Below are 15,786 nucleotides of genomic sequence, written 5' to 3' on the forward strand. Positions count from 1 at the left end.
CACTTTCCGGCAGGTCGCAGGCTAAAGTTCTTCTTGTTCGCAGCGCGGAGCGCGGGGAACACGCGGGGCTATAGCTCAGTTGGTAGAGCGCCTGCATGGCATGCAGGAGGTCAGGAGTTCAATTCTCCTTAGCTCCACAATTCGGATCCCGTCCCCTTTGGGGGGCGGGATTTCTTTTGTACGGAGATCGCTGTACGGCGATCGCTGTACAGCGATCTCGCTGTGTTCGTCGCCCACACCCCCCGGGCGGCGGGTACGCGGGACGCCGGGCGCGCGGGCTTTGGCGCGGTGTCGGCGCGGTGTCGGCCCCCTCGCCGGCCCGGCCGACGACCGGTCCCGGCGGCGTCGTACGACGGCCCGAAAGGCGCTGACGTCCTGTATTGCCCCTTACAGGCACGCCTTTTCCGGCTGCCCCCCTTGCTCGGGCGTGGCAGAATCGGACGGCCGGAGGGGACGAAGTACCGGATCGGGAGGGAGACCGTATTGTCCGTCAGCAGCATCGACGAGACCGATGATCTGCTCGCCTCGGCGGGGGTTCGTACCTGCCTCAGCTGCCCTTCGTGCGGTTCGGCCCATGTGGCTCAAGTGCTCGGTGACAATGGCGGGATTTCCTACGTGTGCACGGCCTGCGGCCACAGCTGGAGCTGAGACATGGGTGCACACAGGCGAAAATGCGACTGGTGCGACAGCGGTACGCCGATCGTCCGGGACATGGATCCGCTCAACCCCGACTACCAGTACTGGTGCGAGGAGTGCGCGCGGGCGCTGATCATAAAGGGCGATCCCATCGAGACCTACCGGGAGTTGGAGGGCGAGCCGATCTACGGCCGGCTTCTGGAGGAGCACTGCACGCTCAAGCGGTTCTACTCGTTCGCCACGGCCTGACGGGTCTGACGGCCCTTCATCCCGGCCGTCGAGACCGTGCCCCCGCCCCGGTGGCGGCGATCGTGAAGGGCGGCGGTACCGGCCGTATCCGCCCAGAACGGAAACGATTGGTGAGGAGCCTGAGAGAGCGTGTAATGTAGGCGATGCCGCCGAAGGGACAGCCCGGAGAGCGGTAGATCGCAAGGGGCTATAGCTCAGTTGGTAGAGCGCCTGCATGGCATGCAGGAGGTCAGGAGTTCAATTCTCCTTAGCTCCACAGCAGATTCAGCGGTATTGATCGATAAAGAGAAGCGGGCCATCCGATCCGGATGGTCCGCTCTTTTGTATGCCCTTACGGGAGATGCCCTTACGAGGGATGCCCTTGCGAGGGATGCCCTTGCGGGCGGGTGGGGGCCGGGTAGGGGCGGCGGGCCCCGCAAAGCCCGCCGACCGCTCCCTGGTCCGGCCTGGTCCGGCCTGGTCCGGCCTGATCCAAACGAAAGACCCTAACCGCGCCCGGGGCCCAGCGCCTTGCGGCCGCCGCCCGGAGGCAGCTCCGCGCGTGCGGAGGGCTTGGCGGGACGCGGGGGCCCCGACGGCTCGAGACGGAGCGCCAGCTCGGGGCACCTGGCCACCGCGCGCTCGGCACGCGCCTTCAGATGTGTCGGAACCGACGCGTCCGAGAGCGCGGGGAACCCGTCGGGGGCCTTCCGTATCAGCTCCGGGAGCACATCCGTGCAGAGCAGATGTCCCTCGCAGAGCGTCCAGTCGATCACGAGCTTCTCGCCGCTGGGGATCGACTCCTCCGCCGCCTCTTCCTGCTCCGGGCCCGGCAGCGGCAGTACCCCGTACGTCTCTCGCCCGCATCCGCCGTGCAGCACGTGTGCCGCGAGATCGTCGGTGAACGCCGACAGGGTCGAGGCGAAGAAGCGTGCCGAACCGTCGGGGTGATGGCAGACGCCCCGGCCCTTCACCGCCTGGGTCACCATGCGCAGCGCCTCCAGAGCGGCCTGGCCGCCTCCGTTGATGACGTCGGAGAGGCCGCCCGCCGCCGCCGGGAGGCCGCGGTAGCAGGGACCGCACTGCCCCGCGGTCTCGGCCGCCAGCCAGTTGGCCACGTGCAGGGCCTCGCCCAGCGGGCAGCTCTCCGGGCCGATCGGCAGGATGGCGCCGGCGCCCAGGGCGCCGCCGTAGGCCGAGAAGGACGCCTTCGAGATGACGGCCTCGTGGGCGGCCGTCGAGTCCATCCAGTTGCCGTGGTAGCCGCCCGTCAGCACGCCCTGGGGGACCGGGGGCGCGCCCGCCATCTGAAGAACGTACGGCAGGGGCACGCCCGTCGGGGCCTCGATCACCATGGGCCGGGCCACCGCTCCGGAGATGGTGAGCATGACCGTGCCGGGCTCGTCCTCCAGCCCCGTGTGGTTGTAGCGCCGGGCACCGAAGCGCGCGGCTACGGCGAGCTGCGCGAACGTTTCGGCATTCGACAGGAGCGTCGGCAGCCCGGCGACACCCGAGTCGGAGGTACGCGCGCTCCGGCCCGGCGGCAGCGCCGGTCCGCCGTTGACCGCGCGGATCACGGACGCGCCCGCACCCGAGACCATGCGTTCGGGGGTACGCACCACCCGTGCTCTCAGCTGCTGGCCACGCCGGTCGGACAGGCCGCGCTCGGCCAGCGCGGCACGGATCGACACCTCGGTGGAGTTGCGGGTGACGACCACGACCAGCGTGCGGGCGCCGAGCGCCTCGGCCGCCAGCAGCGCACCGTCGAGGATGAGGTGCGGCGCCCGGTTGAGCATGACGGTGTCCTTGCGGCAGGGAGGCTCGCCCTCACTGCCGTTGACCACGACGACCGGTCGTACACCTTTCTTGATCGCGGAGTTGGCGACGGCGCGCAGCTTCTTGTGGAAGGGGAAGCCGGCGCCGCCGCGGCCGGTCAGGGATATGTGTTCGGCGAGCTGGGCCAGCCGCTCGCCGGTCATCGCCTCCAGCGGCCCGTGCACCTTGAGATGCATGGGCAGATCCAGACGTTCGACCAGGTCGAACCCCTGGGTCAGGTGAGGGAGGCCGATGACGCGGACTTCGGGGACATCGGGGAGGGCGGTCACGGTCGGTCTCCTGCGGGTGCGTTCCAGGGTTCCCCGGCCTGCGGCGGATAGAGGGGACCGGGCGGGGGCACGGTCCCGTCGAACGCGGACGGGGACGGCGGGGGTGTGGCCGGTGACTGGCCGGAGTAGGGCTGACCGCCGTAGCTCTGGCTGTCGTAGGCGGGGATGGCTCCGGTGTCGTAGGTGGGAGCGGAACCGGCGATGTACTGGGGGCCGGCGCCGGTGTCGTACGTCGGCGCCGGGCCCGTGCCGTACGGGGAGGCGGCGTCGGGGCCGTATGCCGAGGCGGCACCGGTGTCGTACGGCGGGGCCGCGCCGGTGTCGTACGAGGCGACCGACGCCGGGTCGTACAGAGGGGTGGCGCCCGTGTCGAACTGGGGGGCCGCGCCCATGTCGTACGCGGGCGTGGCACCGGTGTCGTACTGAGGAGTAGCGCCGATGACGTACGCGGGCGTGGCGCCCGTGTCGAACTGCTGGTTCGCGCCGTTGGTGTACGTGGGGAACGCGCCGCTGTCGTACGAGGGGGCCGGGGTGGGCGGGACGAAGGCCTGCGCAGGCCGTGGGGGAGACGGCGCGGGCCAGGAGCCTCCCCTGCCCGAGGGCTCGTCCGAGATGACCGGGATCTCCTCGGTCATGGGGATGCGCTCGGCGAACGGGATGTCGCCGCCGGGCGGACTTCCCGGCGGTCCCGGGGGCGGTGGCGGTATCCGCGCCGTCCCGTCGTCGCCACGGGAAGCGGCGCGGTAGCCGGCGGAGAGCCCCGTACCGGAATCGGCCAGCGGGTCGGCGCCGAGGCCGGCGAAGCCGTTGGTGCGGGAGGCGATGAAGGTCTCGGCCATGGGGTCGACGGACGGCCGCGTCGCTTCGTACACAGGCGGGGACGGCGGGGCCAGGCGCGGGGGCGTACGCGCGGCGCCGAGCGACGAGCCCATGGGCTGTGCCGAGAAGGCCGGTTCCTGCTGGGGCCGGGGTGTGTACTCGCGCTGTGGCGGGATGCCCGTCGCGCCCGGGAGCGGGGCCGAGGAGAGGTCGCGGCGGGACTTGCCGGGCTCGGCCTTCTCCCCGGGGCTCCCGACCATCGACACGATACGGCCGGCGATCTTGGTCTGGACCGGGCGGGGGAGGAGGCGTACCGATACGGCGGCGGCCACTCCGATCAGGGTCATCGAGTACATCACGGTGACGTAGGTCGCCGCGGCACGGCCGGCGAAGAGCCCGTGCACCAGGGCGAAACACCAGGCGGGGTAGGCCGCCATGTGCATCGCACGCCAGCGGCCCGCGAAACGGCCGGTGGGGACGAAGACACTGCGCAGCGCGCCGGTCGTGGCGGCGACGACCATCAGCAGTCCGGCGAGTGAACCGAAGCCGATGAGGCCGTTCGTACCGGTGATGCCGAGGCCGAACGGCAGCAGGGCGCCGATCAGCGCCACCTTGCCGAGCGAGACCTTGATGCTGATGTGCAGCAACAGGAAACCGAGCGAGGCGACCGCGGTCGCCCGGTGGACGCCTTGGGCTAACAGCCGGTGCTTCGGCGAGAGCAACAGCCGGTCGGTGGCTATCAGACCCCAGACGACGGCCCCTGACAGCGACAGGAGCGACAGCACACCGGCGCCGAAGTCGATGAATGCGCGGAAGGCGTCGCCTCCTACGACGGCGAGTACGGGTATCACTACCAGTGCGGCGACGGTCGCTCCGCCCTGGACCTTGCGGCGCGTGCCGGGGTTCAGGGAGGACGAGGCGTCGGGCTTGCGTTGAGGGTTCATAGGGGGCAACTCCGAAGGGCTCGGGAAAGCGGTCCCGTTGCGGCATGCTAAGTGGAGCCATACCAGGCGGTACTCCGTTTGCAGGTTTAACCGAGGGAAGGTGAGTTATCCGACTCCGCGGTTGCCCGGATAGGGGCTGATACGCGGGGTAACGCCGGGTTCCCCGCAAGCCTTCGATCGTCGCCTGTCAAGACCGCGTGTCCGCTTCTGTCAATCTCTTCACCTCCTTCGCCCGGTAACTTCGCCGTCGTCACGCGGCACCTTCACGGTTTCGGGTGCCGGCCGCGGGGTCGTGTGGTGTCTGTCCGTAGTGGTCCGTGGGGAAATGGCACCGCTCCGGAGGAGTGCCGCCTCTCCCGTAGGGGAGCGCCACGCACCCCCGCAGGTGGTGATACGGCTCGGCAGGGGGTGATGTCTCATCCTGCGGTGACGTTTCCGTGGGAGTGACGTCTCAATGTGAGGGATCGCCGTGTGCGGGCGGGGTCTCTGCGCGATACTCCCGTGCGAGCCGTCCAGGCGCTGCGGTACCCTGACGCCATGCGTGCCGTACGCCTTCTGCTTAGCGGGCCGCGCTGATCAGTCCCGACCGATGAGAGATCCGGTCGGCATCAGCGCGGCGTCCCCTCCTGTGCGAGGGGTTTTTTCATTCGCCGGACAGTGCGCCGCTGGGCGGCACAGCCGCCGGACGGAACGGCCGGGTCCGCGGGCAGAGACGACCGATGGAGCTTCAGAGAATCATGAGCGAGACGAATTCCGCTGCCGCCGAGTCGGCAGCGCCGCACCGCTACACGGCGGCCATGGCCGCCGACATCGAGGCACGCTGGCAGGACGTCTGGGACGCCGAGGGCACGTACGAGGCGCCGAACCCTACGGGCGAGCTGGCCGGTGATCCGGAGCTGGTGGCGAAGCCCAAGAAGTTCGTCATGGACATGTTCCCGTACCCGTCCGGCACCGGACTGCACGTCGGGCATCCGCTGGGCTACATCGCCACCGACGTGTTCGCCCGCCACCAGCGCATGACCGGGCACAACGTGCTGCACACGCTGGGCTTCGACGCCTTCGGGCTGCCCGCCGAGCAGCACGCGGTCGCCACCGGTACGCACCCCCGGGTGTCGACCGAGGCCGCCATGGACAACATGAAGCGCCAGCTGCGCCGGCTGGGTCTGGGACACGACAAGCGCCGCACCGTGGCGACGATCGACCCGGACTACTACAAGTGGACCCAGTGGATCTTCGTACAGATCTTCAACTCCTGGTACGACAAGGACGCGGACAAGGCGCGCCCGATCGAGACGCTGGCGGCCCAGTTCGAGAGCGGGGAGCGCCCGACGCCCGACGGGCGGCCCTGGGGCGACCTGAGTGCCTCCGAGCGCGCCGACGTGCTGGGCGAGTACCGGCTGGCGTACGCCTCCGACGCGCCCGTCAACTGGGCGCCCGGACTGGGCACCGTCCTGGCCAACGAGGAAGTCACCGCGGACGGCCGCTCCGAGCGCGGCAACTTCCCGGTGTTCAAGGCGAAGCTGCGCCAGTGGAACATGCGTATCACCGCCTACGCCGACCGGCTGCTGAGCGACCTGGACGCGCTGGACTGGCCCGAGGCCATCAAGCTGCAGCAGCGCAACTGGATCGGGCGCAGCGAGGGCGCGCGTGTCGACTTCCCGGTCGGCGACGCGGGCGCCATCACCGTCTTCACCACCCGTCAGGACACCCTGTTCGGCGCCACGTACATGGTGCTGGCGCCGGAGCACGACCTGGTCGAGAGGATCGTCCCGGCCGCCTGGCCGGAGGGTACGCACCAGGTCTGGACAGGTGGCCACGCGACGCCCGCCGACGCCGTGGGCGAGTACCGCAAGCAGGCCGCGTCGAAGTCCGACGTCGAGCGGCAGGCCGAGGCCAAGGACAAGACCGGTGTCTTCACCGGTGCGTTCGCCACCAACCCGGTCAGCGGCGAGCAAGTACCCGTCTTCATCGCCGACTATGTGCTGATGGGGTACGGAACGGGCGCGATCATGGCCGTACCGGCGCACGACAGCCGCGACTTCGCGTTCGCGCGCGCCTTCGAGCTGCCGATGCGCTGTGTGGTCGAGCCCACGGACGGCCGTTCCACCGACCCCGCAGAGTGGGACGACGCGTTCTCCTCGTACGACGGCCGTATCGTCAACTCGACGGGTACCGGCATCACGCTGGACGGGCTGGGAGTCGTCGAGGCCAAGGCGAGGACCATCGACTGGCTGGTCGAGAAGGGTATCGGCGAGGGGACGGTCAACTTCCGGCTGCGTGACTGGCTGTTCAGCCGTCAGCGCTACTGGGGCGAGCCCTTCCCGATCGTCTACGACGAGGAGGGCACCGCGCACGCGCTGCCCGAGTCGATGCTGCCGCTGGAACTGCCGGAGGTTGACGACTACTCGCCACGCACGTTTGACCCGGAGGACGCGGACACTCAGCCGGAGACGCCGCTGTCGCGGAACGAGGCCTGGGTCGATGTCGAGCTGGACCTGGGTCAGGGCGAGGGCGTCAAGCGCTACCGCCGTGAGACCAACACCATGCCGAACTGGGCCGGTTCGTGCTGGTACGAGCTGCGCTACCTGGACCCGCACAACAGCGAGAAGCTGGTCGACCCGGTCATCGAGCAGTACTGGATGGGCCCCCGGGAGGGACAGCCGCACGGCGGTGTCGACCTGTACGTCGGCGGCGCCGAGCATGCCGTACTGCACCTGCTGTACGCGCGCTTCTGGTCCAAGGTGCTGTTCGACCTGGGGCACATCTCCTCGGTCGAGCCCTTCCACAAGCTGTACAACCAGGGCATGATCCAGGCGTTCGTCTACCGGGACGGCCGCGGTATCGCGGTGCCGGCCGCCGAGGTCGAGGAGCGGGACGGCGGTTTCTGGTACCAGGGCGAGAAGGTCAGCCGTGTCCTGGGCAAGATGGGCAAGTCCCTGAAGAACGCGGTCACTCCGGACGAGATCTGTGCCGAGTACGGCGCGGACACGCTGCGGCTGTACGAGATGGCGATGGGCCCGCTGGATGTCTCGCGGCCGTGGGACACACGGGCCGTGGTGGGCCAGTACCGGCTGCTCCAGCGGCTGTGGCGCAATGTGGTGGACGAGACGACCGGCGAGGTCACGGTCGTGGACACCGAGCCCGACGAGGCCACGCTGCGCGCCCTGCACAAGGCGATCGACGGGGTCACGCAGGACATGGCGGGGCTGCGCTTCAACACGGCCATCGCCAAGATCACCGAGCTGAACAATCACCTGACCAAGGCGGGTGGCCCGCTGTCGCGGCCGGTCGCCGAGCGGCTGGTGCTGCTGATCGCGCCGCTGGCCCCGCATGTGGCCGAGGAGCTGTGGCGCAAGCTGGGCCACACCGACTCGGTCGTGCACCAGGACTTCCCGGTCGCGGACCCGGCGTATGTCGTGGACGAGAGCGTGACCTGCGTGGTGCAGGTCAAGGGCAAGGTCAAGGCGCGGCTGGAGGTCTCCCCGTCGATTTCGGACGCGGAGCTGGAAGCGCTGGCGCTGGGCGACGAAGGGGTGGTCGCGGCGCTGGACGGCGCGGGTATCCGGAAGGTGATCGTGCGGGCGCCGAAGCTGGTGAACATCGTTCCCGCGTAGCGGGGATCGTTTGTCGCGGAGATCGCGGAGATCGCGGAGATCGCGGAGATCTCGTGGATCCTTCCGGCGGTCTCGGGGCGAGGGCGGTGATGAGCCGGCGGCGGCACAGGGCTTTCCTCCGCGGGGGCTTTCCGCTACTGGGGCTTTCCCCTACGGGCAGGTTGGGGGTTCTGACGGAACCCTCAGCCTGCCTGCTCCGTTTACGGTGGTAGGAGCAGAACCGACTACGAAGGGGCGTCCATGGAGGCCGCGATCCTGATCATGGCGTTGCTCTTCGTCGCCTTCGTCGCACTGGGGGTGTACGCGGGAGTGAAGGCCGTCGGCGCGGCCAGGCGCGGCGTCGACCGGACGATCTCGAACGCGCGCCGGACCGTGGAGGACACCACGCTGCGGGCGAGGAGCCTCGGGCAGGCGGGCGTGCCGGGGGAGCTGGCGCAGCTGCGGCTGAAGCTTCGCACTTCCATGCGGGCGACTCAGGAGGCCCTCCAGGCGGGTGCGGCCGAGGACGCCTCGTTGTCGGAGTCGATCGATCTGTTCGAGCGGTTGAGCGTACACGCACGGGAGTTGGACGACGAGCTGAGGCAGCTGGAGCGGGACCCGGACCGGGCAAGGGTCGCCGAGCACCGCGAGGAGTTGCGCGAGCGTACTGAGCAGATCACGCACGCGGCGGAATCGCTGCGTTGGGCGGCGCGGGACCGGGCGCGGAAGTTCGCGGAGGACGATCTGTCGTCGCTGAGCGCGCAGATCGATGTGGAGTCGGGGGCGTTGCGGCACTGGACGGTGGCGGAGGACCAGCCGGCGGCGGAGCAGCGGCGGGCGGGTGAGGAGCAGCGGCCGTCCGGCGCCGATCAGCGGCGTTCCGGTGCGGGTCGGCCCCGCGAGCAGGACACGGACTGGACAGAGCCCACGTCCCCTGCGGAACCGCAGGCGATCGACCCGCCGGACTCCCGGCGACGGACGGCGTATCCCTGGCAGAAGCCTGCCCGGGAGCGCAGGCCCGAGGCCACGAACTGACCGCATCCCCCCGGGGCGGCCCGAAATCGATCAGGGAATCGATCTCTGACCTGGGGGTGGTCTGCCGACCAGGGGCGACGACCGGTAACCTCCCGTCTCATGTCCCGCCATGTCGCGATCGTCACCGATTCAACGGCCTACCTGCCGCCGCAGACGATGGAGCGGCACAGCATCACCGCGGTGCCGCTGACTGTTGTGCTCGGTGACCGTGCGTTTGAAGAGGGCACCGAGATCTCGGCCCGTTCACTGGCCCTGGCGCTCCAGAAGCGACGTTCCGTGACCACGTCCCGGCCGAGCCCGGATGTCTTCGCCGCCGCGTACCGCGCGGCGGCTGAGGCGGGCGCGACCGGGATTGTCTCGCTGCACCTCTCGGCCGATTTCTCCGGAACGTACGACGCCGCCGTACTCGCGGCGAAGGACGCGCCGGTGCCGGTCCGGGTGGTGGACACGGGCATGGTGGCGATGGCGCTCGGGTTCTGCGCGCTGGCGGCGGCCGAGGCCGCGGAGGGGGGCGGCACGCTGGACGAGGCGGTGGCGGCCGCCGAGAAGCGGGCCGCGGGTACGACGGCGTATTTCTATGTCGACACACTGGACTATCTGCGCCGAGGCGGCCGTATCGGCGCCACGCAGGCGCTGTTGGGCTCGGCGCTCGCGGTGAAGCCGCTGCTCCAGCTGGACGGCGGGCGTATCGAACCTCTGGAGAAGGTACGTACGGCGTCGAAGGCGATCGCTCGGCTGGAGGAGATCGTCGCCGAACGGGCAGGCACGAGCCAGGTGGACATCGCCGTGCACCATCTGGCGGCGCCGGAACGGGCCATGGCGCTCGCCGAGCGGCTGCGGGAACGGGTGCCGGGCCTGGTGGATCTGCATGTCAGCGAGGTCGGCGCGGTGATCGGGGCCCATACGGGGCCAGGGCTGCTGGGGGCTGTGGTCTCGCCACGCTGACGGGTCTGACGGGTCTGACGGGTCTGACGGGGCCGAGGGGGCCGAGGGGTTTGGCGGGCCGAGGGGCTGAGGAGCGGTCGGCCATGGGCGGTCCCGTTGCCGGGTCAGCCACTCGTACCGGTGGTCGAGTTATCCACAACTGCCGGGTTATCCACGGAAATCCGTGCCGCTCAGCGAGTTCGGGCCGAAGTGTCTACCGTCCTGTGACATGACTCTACGAACACGCTCCGTAACCAGTGGCCCGGGTCGCGGGCCGGGCTCCGACGGCCGTGCCCGTCACGGTCGTCATGTCCGCCACGGCCGCCAAGGCCGGGTCCGTACGCACACTGACACCGACGTCGGTACCGCTCCTCACGCTCATACTCACAGCGCCGCTCACCCCCACCGTGCCCCTCACACCCATACCGACATCCGCTCCCGCTCCGGCTCTCGCGGCCAGCGTACGGCGCTGTCGCGCGTCGGGCGGGTGGCCGGCGGTACGGCTCCGCCTCTCACGGCTCTGCGCCGCCGTGGGGATGCCCTCTTCGCCGGTGTGTCGGTGGATACGGTGCCCGCCCCCGTCGGGGGAGGGGACGTGGGCCCGCTGGGTGCGGCCCAGGGGGCGGAGCGTGTGAGCAGCGCGGTTGGGGCGCCCGCGACGGTTCGCCGACGGGCCAGGCTCAAGCTGGTGGGGGTGGCGCTGCGTGAGCGGCTGCCGATGTGGGTTCAGCTCAGATGCGGGCTGGAGCCCAGGACACTCGCCGCGCTTGCCGTGGTCCTGGTGGTGGCCGCGGCTCTGGCCGCACAGCATTTCTGGGTCGCACGGCCGCGGTCCGTCGCGGCGCCGGAGAACGTCAGCGCGGAGGCTGTCGTCCCCAAAGCCGTTGTCCCCAACACGGAGTTGGTTCCGTCCCCTTCGGCGGTGACGGAGCGCGTCGTCATCGATGTGAGCGGCAAGGTGCGGAAGCCGGGGGTCCTGAGACTGCCGACCGGATCGCGGGTCGCCGACGCGCTGCGTGCCGCCGGGGGCGTCAGGCCCGGAGCGGACATCACCGCGCTCAACCGGGCACGGGTGCTGATGGACGGCGAACAGGTGGTGGTCGGTGGTCCGGCCCCACCGGGTGTGAACGCGGGTGGAGTTGGCGGAGTCGGCAGCGGTGTCGGTGCGGGTGCGGGTGCCGGGGGCGTCGGCGGAACCGGGGGCGTCGGCGGGTCTCAGGGTGCGGGACCGGTGAGTCTCAACTCCGGCACGGCGGAACAACTGGACACGCTCCCCGGAGTCGGTCCCGTACTCGCCCAGCACATCATCGACTACCGCGCCCGGCACGGAGGTTTCCGGTCCGTCGACGAGCTCCGTGAGGTCAACGGCATCGGCGACCGCCGGTTCGCGGACCTCCAGCCGCTCGTAAGCCCGTGACACGCCCCGCGGTTCACGCGGCGGCCGGACGTCTGGGGGCCGCCAACCCCCAGCAGGAGGCCCCGGCCGACTACCGGCTGGTCCCGCTCGCCCTGGCCGCCTGGGCAGCCTCGGCCGTGGCACTGGGTGTTCCCGGACGGTGGACCGGTGTCGGTGTGCTGGTCTGTCTGCTGGCGGCCGGGCTGATTCTGGTACGGAGCGGGAGGCGGCCGCCGGAGGCGGGGCGGCGGCTCAAAGGGGTGGCGCTGGCCGGGGTGCTGCTGTGCGCGGCGGCCGGGGCGGCCTCCGCCGGGCTGCACGGCGCGGAGCGGCACCGGGGGCCCGTGCCGGGCCTCGCGGAGCGGTACGCGCGCGTCACCACGGAGCTGACGGTCACCTCCGACCCACGGCCCACACGCCCGAGGGTCCTCGGCGACCGGATGTCCGCCGGCGGATTCGTTCTCGACGCGGACATCACCAGGGTGACGGCGTCCGACGGCGCGGTGACCACGGCCCGGACGCCCGTCCTTGTGCTCACCAGGTCCGGCGAGCACAAGGACCGGTGGCAGCGGCTGCTGCCGAGCACCCGGCTGCGGCTGACCGCGAGACTCTCGCCGCCCCTGCACGCGGACGACCGTTACGCGGCGGCGTTACGTGTGGAAGGGACCGGGCCGCCGGAGATCACCGGGTCGCCTACCCGCGTACAGCGCACGGCGGGAGAGCTCCGCGCCGGGCTGCGCGCGGCGACCGAGGACCTCGCCCCCGACGCTCGGGCGCTGCTGCCCGGACTGGTCGTCGGCGACACCTCACGGGTACCGCCCGAGCTGCACGACGCGTTCACGGCGACCGACCTCACACACTTGCTCGCTGTGTCCGGAAGCAATCTGACGGTCGTTCTCGCGCTGCTGATCGGGCCGGCCGGGCTGGCCATGAGAGCCGAGCGCCGCGGTCTCGCCCCACGTCTGAGGATCTCGCTGCGGTCGACCGCGCTGCTCGGCGGGGTGCTCACGCTCGGGTTCGTGGTCGTCTGCCGGCCGGAGCCGAGTGTGCTGCGGGCCGCGGCCTGCGGGCTGATCACTCTTCTCGCCCTCGGCACGGGCCGACGCAGAACGCTGATCCCGGCGCTGGCCGCCGCCGTCCTGCTGCTGGTGCTCTACGACCCCTGGCTGGCGCGGAGTTACGGTTTCCTTCTCTCCGTGCTGGCCACCGGCGCCCTGCTCACCATCGGGCCGCGCTGGAGCGCCGCGCTACGGCGGCGCGGAGTGCCGGCGCGGCTCGCGGAAGCGCTGGCCGCGACCGGGGCAGCGCAGGCCGTGTGCGCTCCTGTGGTGGCCGTGTTCGCCGCCAGGGTCAGTCTCGTGGCCGTCCCGTGCAATCTCGTCGCCGAACTGGCGGTGGCCCCGGCCACCGTCCTCGGCTTCGCCGCGCTCGCCGTGGCGCCCCTGGCCATGCCGGTGGCCGAGGCGCTGGCCCGGTGCGCGGGCTGGCCGGCGGGCTGGATCGCGTCGGTCGCCCGCACCGGGGCGGCGCTGCCCGGTGCCGAGGCCGCCTGGCCGGGCGGCTGGTGGGGCGGGCTGACGCTCGCCGTCCTGACGGTCCTCGTCCTGCTCGCCGTGCGACGGATCCAGCACCACCCGTGGACGGCCGCGGCCTGCGCGGTGCTTCTGCTGCTGGCGGTCCTGCGGCCGCCGCCGTTCACCCGGTTCGTCACCGGCTGGCCGCCTCCGGGCTGGACGTTCGCGATGTGCGACGTGGGGCAGGGCGACACGGCCGTGCTCGCGGCGGGCGACCGTACGGCCGTGGTCGTGGATGCCGGTCCCGACCCCGAGCCCGCCGACCGCTGCCTGCGGTCCCTCGGCGTCACGCGCGTCCCGCTGCTGCTGCTCACCCACTTCCACGCCGACCATGTCGCCGGGCTGCCCGGCGTACTGCGCGGCAGGGCGGTCGGCACGATCCAGACCACGACCACCGAAGAGCCCCCGGAGCAGGCCGCGTTCGTACGGAGAACGGCGGCGGAGGCGCGGGTGCCGGTCGTCCGCGCCGTGCCGGGGGAGCAGCGCAGGGTCGGGCCGCTCACCTGGCGGGTGCTGTGGCCGCGCGCCGAGCCGCGCGCGGCCGCTCCGGCGGGACCGGCCACGGTGGAGCCGAACGACTCCAGCGTCACCCTGTTCGTGCGGATCGCCCGTGGTCCCGGTCTGCTGCTCCTCGGCGACCTCGAACCGCCCGCCCAGCGTGGCCTGTTGCGCGACTATCCGGCGCTGCCCCGGGCGGATGTGCTCAAAGTGGCCCATCACGGCTCGCCCTTCCAGGACCCCGGGCTGCTCCACAAGGTCCGTCCCCGGTTCGCCCTGATCTCCGTCGGCAGTGACAACTCGTACGGCCATCCGGCGCCCCGTACGGTCGACGCGTTGCGTGCCGGGGGAGCGACGGTGCTGCGCACGGACACGGACGGCGCCATCGCGGTGGTGGGAACCGGCTCCGGGCTGCGGGCCGTGCCGCGGGGGAGCGATGGTCCGGCGGCGTCACGCGCATCACGCTGAGTGGCGACGGTTCGTCACCACCGGGTACGACGACGGCAGGAGCGGACGATGGACGGCGAGGAAGAGATCCTGGCCACCTGTCGTGAACGTTTTGGGTTGCGTTCGATCGGGAGCCTGTGGCCCGGACCAGTCGGGTAACGGTGTGTAACGGGCGACTTCGCTACCTGTCGGTGTGTTTGCCTCGAACAGTGCAAGAGTGATCGAATGCCCTTTCATTTGGGGCCGCCGTTCCATCCGGGACGCCTTGCGGTGCGCGGCCACGCCGAGTCCGATCGCACAGGGGTACCCACACCATGATCAGTCGTCTCCTCGGCCGACGGCCGTCTGCTCGTGACAGACGGGACCCGCTCGCCGGGCTGACCGTGCCGGACGGCGCGGGTCTGCTCAGCTGCCGAGTCCTCGACCCCGTCAACGAACCGGTGGGCCAGGCCGAGTTCACCGTGAGCGACAACAACGGCCGCAAGATCGTGAGCGGTGAGACCGATCCGTTCGGGATGCTGGTGGCGATGGTTCCCTTCGGCGGATACCGGCTGGCCATATCCGCCGAGAGTTTCAGCCCGTACCGGGGCAACGTATCCATCACCGACGGCGGCGAGACCGCGGGCGTCGGGGACATCACGCTCCAGGTGGCCCCGTCGCTCCCGTTGCCCACCCCCGGCGACTGGGAGATAGAACCGGCCCACTCCCGGATCGGTTTCATCGCCCGTCACATCGGACTCGCCCGCGTGCACGGCCGCTTCGACAACTTCGCCGGGGCGATCCGGATCGGCGAGACGATGGAACAGTCGGCGATGCATGTCGTCATCGGCGCCGCGTCGATCGACACCAGCGTGCAGATGCGCGACGACCATCTGCGCTCCCCGGACTTCCTCGACGTGGACAAGTACCCGACGCTGGAGTTCTACAGCGACCGCTTCACGCACCGCGGTGGCAGCAACTGGTCGATCACCGGAGCGCTCACCCTCCACGGCGTCACGCGTACGGTGACGCTCGACTCCCAGTACCTCGGCATCGGCAACGGTATGGAGGGCGAGACCCGCGCGGCCGTCCGGGCCACCACCGAACTGCACCGAGAGGACTACACCGTCAACTGGCAGTCCATGGTGGCGCGTGGCATCGCGGTCGTCGGGTCCAGCATCAAGATCGAGATGGACATCCAGATCATTCCCAAGACCTGAGCACCTGGAAGAATGCGGCCGTGAGCGATGTGAGACACGTGCTGGTGCTGCCCGACCGCGACGCCGCCGAGGAGGTGGCGCAGGCGCTGGGCGAGCGCTTCGCGGTGACCGAGGAACCACAGCTCGTACGGGACGCCCTGGCCGGCGAGGACGACGCCGAGGACGCTCAGTGGCTGGTGGTCGTCGAGGACCCGCAGGGGCGGATGGACGGCGCCGCACTGGACGCGTTCGTGGCGGACTGGGAAGGCTGGCGGGAAGCGCCGTAGCGGACCGGCGGAAAGCCGCCGGGGCGGTGGGCGGGAACGCCGTGGCGGGCCGGCGGAAAGCCGCCGGGGCGGTGGGCGGGAACGCCGTGGCGGGCCGGCGGGAAGGTCCGCAGCGGCAGCAC

Annotated in this window: 10 protein-coding genes and 2 tRNA genes; 10 read left to right on the forward strand and 2 right to left on the reverse strand. The window is 70.9% G+C overall.

Annotated elements, in window-relative coordinates; all coding sequences use genetic code 11:
• Nucleotides 1-64 precede the first annotated feature (64 nt).
• From ACIOJD_RS08700 to ACIOJD_RS08710, 3 genes are all read left to right on the forward strand, one after another.
• A tRNA-Ala gene (locus tag ACIOJD_RS08700) sits at nt 65-137 on the forward strand.
• A 514-nt stretch (nt 138-651) separates the two neighbouring features.
• Nucleotides 652-885, forward strand: a complete 234-nt coding sequence (locus ACIOJD_RS08705; protein ID WP_401909945.1) for a hypothetical protein — start codon at nt 652-654, stop codon at nt 883-885.
• Nucleotides 886-1,068: 183 nt separating this feature from the next.
• Nucleotides 1,069-1,141, forward strand: a tRNA-Ala gene (locus tag ACIOJD_RS08710).
• Nucleotides 1,142-1,370: 229 nt separating this feature from the next.
• Here the strand turns inward: ACIOJD_RS08710 and ACIOJD_RS08715 are convergent.
• Complete coding sequence (locus ACIOJD_RS08715) at nt 1,371-2,969, reverse strand: NADH-ubiquinone oxidoreductase-F iron-sulfur binding region domain-containing protein (RefSeq protein ID WP_401909948.1); 1,599 nt, start codon at nt 2,967-2,969, stop codon at nt 1,371-1,373.
• A complete protein-coding gene (locus tag ACIOJD_RS08720) occupies nt 2,966-4,732 on the reverse strand; it encodes a hypothetical protein (RefSeq protein WP_401909951.1) in 1,767 nt (588 codons plus the stop codon). The genes ACIOJD_RS08715 and ACIOJD_RS08720 overlap by 4 nt, the downstream gene beginning before the upstream one ends.
• A 737-nt stretch (nt 4,733-5,469) precedes the next feature.
• Between ACIOJD_RS08720 and leuS the strand changes: the two genes are divergently transcribed.
• The 7 genes from leuS (at nt 5,470) to ACIOJD_RS08755 (ending at nt 15,664) form a co-directional block, all read left to right on the forward strand.
• The gene (gene leuS, locus ACIOJD_RS08725) at nt 5,470-8,346 is read left to right on the forward strand and encodes a leucine--tRNA ligase (protein ID WP_401909953.1); all 2,877 of its coding nucleotides are present in this window, start codon (nt 5,470-5,472) and stop codon (nt 8,344-8,346) included.
• A gap of 240 nt (nt 8,347-8,586) precedes the next feature.
• Nucleotides 8,587-9,360, forward strand: a complete 774-nt coding sequence (locus ACIOJD_RS08730; protein ID WP_401909956.1) for a hypothetical protein — start codon at nt 8,587-8,589, stop codon at nt 9,358-9,360.
• Between the two features lie 99 nt (nt 9,361-9,459).
• Nucleotides 9,460-10,305 (forward strand): DegV family protein, encoded by an 846-nt coding sequence (locus ACIOJD_RS08735; protein ID WP_401909959.1) that lies wholly within the window; start codon nt 9,460-9,462, stop codon nt 10,303-10,305.
• A gap of 610 nt (nt 10,306-10,915) precedes the next feature.
• Nucleotides 10,916-11,701 carry a helix-hairpin-helix domain-containing protein gene (locus ACIOJD_RS08740; protein ID WP_401909961.1) on the forward strand — a complete coding sequence of 262 codons (786 nt, stop codon included), beginning with the start codon at nt 10,916-10,918 and terminating at the stop codon, nt 11,699-11,701.
• Entirely contained in the window at nt 11,698-14,220 is a 2,523-nt protein-coding gene (locus ACIOJD_RS08745) for a ComEC/Rec2 family competence protein (RefSeq protein ID WP_401909964.1), read from the forward strand. Before ACIOJD_RS08740 ends, ACIOJD_RS08745 begins: the two co-directional genes overlap by 4 nt.
• A 293-nt stretch (nt 14,221-14,513) precedes the next feature.
• Nucleotides 14,514-15,398 carry a YceI family protein gene (locus ACIOJD_RS08750; RefSeq protein ID WP_401909966.1) on the forward strand — a complete coding sequence of 295 codons (885 nt, stop codon included), beginning with the start codon at nt 14,514-14,516 and terminating at the stop codon, nt 15,396-15,398.
• Between the two features lie 20 nt (nt 15,399-15,418).
• Complete coding sequence (locus ACIOJD_RS08755) at nt 15,419-15,664, forward strand: hypothetical protein (protein ID WP_401880894.1); 246 nt, start codon at nt 15,419-15,421, stop codon at nt 15,662-15,664.
• Nucleotides 15,665-15,786: the final 122 nt, after the last annotated feature.

The sequence above is a fragment of the Streptomyces sp. NPDC088116 genome (assembly GCF_044741745.1).
Lineage (GTDB): Bacteria > Actinomycetota > Actinomycetes > Streptomycetales > Streptomycetaceae > Streptomyces.